Consider the following 4,756-nt stretch of genomic DNA (forward strand, 5'->3'; position numbering starts at 1 on the left):
GATCTCTAATCTGGTGACGGCGCGTTTTGTGAACGCTCTCACGCGAAAGGACGAGAGATGACGACCGAGACCGCAGGGGCGAGCGGACCGGAAACCGCGCCTGAAAGGCCGTCGAGGCGAGCCGAATTCCTGGCTTTCCTGACCTTGGCAGTCTTGATCTGGCCGATCGTCGCGGTCGGCGTCGTCGGGGGCTACGGCTTCCTGATATGGATGTCCCAGATCATTCTCGGCCCGCCCGGGCCTCCGCATTGAGGAGGCTCCCATGGATCGTGACAAATTCGATCTCGGGCGCCGCAATTTCCTGACTGGCCGCCGGCCCTCATTGCCGGACCGGGATCGCCCGCCATGGTCGCGGGCGGCGTCTCTCGCTGCCGCCTGCACCGGCTGCGGCGCCTGCGCGCCGGCCTGCCCCCGGCACATCATCGCCCTCGACGAGACCGGCCGGCCCGCTCTCGATTTCAACGTGGGCGAATGCAGCTTCTGCGGCGCCTGCGCCGACGCCTGCCCCGAACCGGTGTTCGACCGCGCCATCGCCGCCTTCGACCATGTGGCCGCGATCGGCCCGGCCTGCTTCGCCAGCCGCGGCATCGTCTGCCAGAGCTGTGGCGATGCCTGCGCGGAATCGGCGATCAGGTTCCGTTCGCGGCTCGGCGGCCCGGCCTTGCCGGAGCTGACGGCGGATCGGTGCAGCGGCTGCGGAGCTTGCATCGCGGCCTGCCCGGCGGGAGCCATCACCGCGCAACCGCTGGAGCTCCCCCATGTCTGAGCCATCGCGTCCGCGCTTCCATCATATCTCCAGCGCGGTCGTCTCGGCCCTGCCAGCGCAGGTCGACGCCGTGCTCGCGCGCATCGGCGAATTGCCGGACACCGAGGTGCATCGCGTCGAGAACGGCAAGATCGTCATCGTGCTGGAGGGCGCCAGCACCGGCGTGATCGGCGACAGGCTCGCCGCGATCAGCCTGCTGGACGGCGTGCTCTCGGCCAACATGGTCTTCGAGCAGATCGAAGACCCCGAAACCCTCGACGACCCCGGAGTAGTCCCATGACCCTGTCCCGTCGCGAGATGCTGAAGGCGCAGGCGGCCGGCGTCGCCGCGCTCGCCGCCAATATGAGCGTTCCGGCCGATGCCCAGCCCGTCGCGGGTGGCGTCGACAGCCTGCAGATCAAGTGGTCGAAGGCGCCATGCCGTTTCTGCGGCACCGGCTGCGGCGTGATGGTCGGCGTCAAGGAAGGGCGCGTCATCGCCACGCATGGCGACATGAAGGCCGACGTCAACCGTGGCCTCAACTGCGTCAAGGGCTACTTCCTCTCCAAGATCATGTACGGCAGCGACCGGCTGACACAGCCGCTGCTGCGCAAGAAGAACGGCGTCTACGCCAAGGACGGCGAGTTCACGCCGGTCTCCTGGGCCGAGGCCTTCGACACCATGGCCGCCAAGGCCAAGGCGACGCTCAAGGCCAAGGGTCCGACCGCGCTCGGCATGTTCGGCTCCGGCCAGTGGACAATCTTCGAGGGCTATGCGGCGACCAAGCTGATGCGGGCCGGGTTCCGCTCCAACAATCTCGACCCGAATGCCCGCCACTGCATGGCCTCGGCGGCCTATGCCTTCATGCGGACCTTCGGCATGGACGAGCCGATGGGCTGCTACGACGATTTCGAGCATGCCGATGCCTTCGTGCTCTGGGGCTCGAACATGGCGGAAATGCACCCGATCCTGTGGACGCGGGTGACGGACCGCCGGCTCGGCCAGCCGCATGTGAAGGTCGCGGTGCTCTCCACCTTCACCCATCGGAGTTCCGACCTCGCCGACATCCCGATCGTGTTCAAGCCGGGCACCGATCTGGCGATCCTGAACTACATCGCCAACCACATCATCTCGACCGGGCGGGTGAACAAGGATTTCGTCGACAAGCACACCACCTTCGTGAAGGGCGCGACCGAGATCGGCTATGGTCTGCGCACGGACGACCCGCGCGAGGTCAAGGCGAAGAAGGCGGCTGATCCGGCGGCGACGTCGCCGATCGACTTCGAGGCCTATGCGGCCTTCGTCAAGGACTACACGCTGGATAAGGTCTCGGCGCTCACCGGCGTCGAGCCCGGCTTCCTGCAGCAGCTCGCCGAGCTCTATGCCGACCCCAAGCGCAAGGTCGTCTCGTTCTGGACGATGGGCTTCAACCAGCATGTGCGCGGCGTCTGGGCCAACCAGCTCGTCTACAACCTGCATCTGCTGACCGGGAAGATCTCCGAGCCCGGCAACAGCCCGTTCTCCCTGACCGGCCAGCCCTCGGCCTGCGGCACGGCGCGCGAGGTCGGCACCTTCGCCCATCGCCTGCCGGCCGACATGACGGTGGTCAATCCCGAGCATCGCAAGCATGCCGAGGAGATCTGGCGCATCCCGAACGGCGTGATCCCTGACAAGCCGGGCTATCACGCCGTCGAGCAGGACCGGATGCTCAAGGACGGCAAGCTGAATTTCTACTGGATCCAGGTCAACAACAACCTCCAGGCAGCGCCGAACAGCAGCAACGAGACCTATCCGGGCTATCGCAACCCCGAGAACTTCGTCGTCGTCTCCGACGCCTATCCGACGGTGACGGCGATGGCCGCCGACCTGATCCTGCCGGCGGCGATGTGGGTCGAGAAGGAGGGCGCCTACGGAAATGCCGAACGGCGCACCCATGTCTGGCACCAGCTCGTCCAGGCGCCCGGCGAGGCGCGCTCCGACCTCTGGCAGCTCATAGAGTTCTCGAAGCGCTTCACGACGGACGAGGTCTGGCCGGCGGAGATCCTCGACGCCAATCCGAACTACAAGGGCAAGACGCTGTTCGACGTGCTCTATCGCAACGGCAACGTCGACAAGTTCGCGCTTTCCGAGGTCAATCCGGATTACGACAACCAGGAATCCAAGGATTTCGGCTTCTACGTCCACAAGGGACTGTTCGAGGAATACGCCACCTTCGGCCGCGGCCACGGTCACGACCTCGGGCCCTATGAACTCTATCATGAGGTTCGCGGGCTGCGCTGGCCGGTGGTCGACGGCAAGGAGACGCTCTGGCGCTACCGCGAGGGGCTCGACCCCTATGTCAAGCCCGGCAAGGGCGTCGAATTCTACGGCAACAAGGACGGCAGGGCCCGCATCATCGCCGTGCCCTACGAGCCGCCGGCGGAATCGCCCGATGCCGAGTACGATCTCTGGCTGGTTACCGGCCGCGTACTGGAGCACTGGCATTCCGGCTCGATGACGATGCGCGTGCCGGAGCTCTACAAGGCGTTTCCGGGTGCGCGCTGCTTCATGCACCCCGAGGACGCCCGCAAGCGGGGGCTCAACCAGGGGGCCGAGATCACCCTGATCTCCCGCCGCGGCGAGATGCGCACCCGCGTCGAGACGCGCGGCCGCAACCGCATGCCGCCCGGCGTGGTGTTCGTACCCTGGTTCGACGCCAGCCAGCTCATCAACAAGACGACGCTCGACGCCACCGATCCCATCTCCAAGCAGACGGATTTCAAGAAATGCGCGGTCAAGATCGTTCCGGTCTCGGGCTGATGCGCTCGTGGACCCTTCTGGGGGCCGCCCTGGCGGCGGGCCTCGTCCTCGCCTTCGGCGCCGCGCGCTCGCAGGAGGGCGCGGCGGTGAAGATCGTGCCGCGCCTCACGGGCACGGCCGATCCGATGGCGCTCGACCGCGTGCCGGCGCTCGGCCGGCCGATCGTCGACGACGTCAAGCGGATGCGGAATTACCCGGAGCAGCCGCCGGTGATCCCGCATTCCATCGACGGCTACCAGCTCACCCTCAACACCAATCGTTGCATGGACTGCCACAAGCGCGAGTTCACCGAGGGGTCGGGTGCGCCGATGATCAGCATCACCCATTTCCAGGACCGCGACGGGCAGGTGCTCTCCGACGTGACGCCGCGGCGCTACTTCTGCACCGCCTGCCATGTCCAGCAGACCGATGTCTCGCCATTGGTCCAGAACAGGTTCCAGGACGCCAAAGACGTCGGGCGGAAGCCGTAGCGGGGCGGGATCATGGCCAGGCTCAAATCCTTCGTCCTCTGGTGCTGGGGCGTCGTGGTGCGCTTCTGGCGCATCATCAGCCGGCCGAGCGCGTATCTGCCGCTCGGCTTCCTGACGCTTGGCGGCTTCGTCTGCGGCGTGATCTTCTGGGGCGGCTTCAACACCGCGCTGGAGGTCACCAACACCGAGAAGTTCTGCACCTCCTGTCACGAGATGCGCGACAACGTCTATCAGGAGCTGCAGTCGACGGTGCATTTCTCCAATCGCTCGGGTGTGCGCGCGACCTGCCCGGACTGCCATGTTCCGCATAACTGGACGGACAAGATCGCCCGCAAGATGCAAGCTTCGAAGGAGGTCTGGGGCAAGATCTTCGGCACGATCTCGACGCGCGAGAAATTCCTCAACCATCGGCTCGAGCTCGCCAAGCACGAATGGTCCCGCCTGAAGGCGAACGACTCGCTGGAATGTCGCAACTGCCATTCCGCCGTCGCGATGGACTTCACCAAGCAGACGCGCCGGGCGGCGGAGATTCATGGCCGTTTCCTGACCACGGGCGAGAAGACCTGCATCGACTGCCACAAGGGCATAGCCCATCTGCTGCCGGACATGACCGGGATCGAGCCTGGCTGGAAGGATGCACCGGAGCTCCAGGGCAAGGGCAGCGCTTCCTGGCACGGTCCGGAGCGGGCGGTGCGATCCTACCTGGCCGAGATCGACATGCGTCGGAGCGAATAAGCCAGGC

At 66.0% G+C, this 4,756-nt stretch carries 6 protein-coding genes; all 6 read left to right on the forward strand.

The features are described from left to right. Positions 1 to 57: 57 nt before the first annotated feature. Genes napE through ACIPIA_RS10520 form a run of 6 tightly spaced genes read left to right on the forward strand, consistent with a single transcriptional unit; the run spans position 58 to position 4,749 of the window. Entirely contained in the window at positions 58 to 252 is a 195-nt protein-coding gene (gene napE / locus ACIPIA_RS10495) for a periplasmic nitrate reductase, NapE protein (protein WP_400509233.1), read from the forward strand. 10 nt (positions 253 to 262) lie between these two features. Continuing rightward, on the forward strand, positions 263 to 766 hold the full coding sequence (gene napF / locus ACIPIA_RS10500) for a ferredoxin-type protein NapF (protein WP_400509234.1): 504 nt from the start codon (positions 263 to 265) through the stop codon (positions 764 to 766). Further along, positions 759 to 1,046, forward strand: coding sequence for a chaperone NapD (locus ACIPIA_RS10505; RefSeq protein ID WP_400509236.1), 288 nt, complete (start codon positions 759 to 761; stop codon positions 1,044 to 1,046). The genes napF and ACIPIA_RS10505 overlap by 8 nt, the downstream gene beginning before the upstream one ends. Continuing rightward, complete coding sequence (gene napA / locus ACIPIA_RS10510; RefSeq protein ID WP_400509238.1) at positions 1,043 to 3,544, forward strand: periplasmic nitrate reductase subunit alpha; 2,502 nt, start codon at positions 1,043 to 1,045, stop codon at positions 3,542 to 3,544. The genes ACIPIA_RS10505 and napA overlap by 4 nt, the downstream gene beginning before the upstream one ends. Then, entirely contained in the window at positions 3,511 to 4,014 is a 504-nt protein-coding gene (locus ACIPIA_RS10515) for a nitrate reductase cytochrome c-type subunit (RefSeq protein WP_400509240.1), read from the forward strand. Before napA ends, ACIPIA_RS10515 begins: the two co-directional genes overlap by 34 nt. Before the next feature lie 12 nt (positions 4,015 to 4,026). Further along, a complete protein-coding gene (locus ACIPIA_RS10520; RefSeq protein ID WP_400509242.1) occupies positions 4,027 to 4,749 on the forward strand; it encodes a cytochrome c3 family protein in 723 nt (240 codons plus the stop codon). The last annotated feature ends 7 nt before the right edge of the window (positions 4,750 to 4,756 follow it).

Source organism: Allobosea sp. CER48, from assembly GCF_044752385.1.
Lineage (GTDB): Bacteria > Pseudomonadota > Alphaproteobacteria > Rhizobiales > Beijerinckiaceae > Allobosea.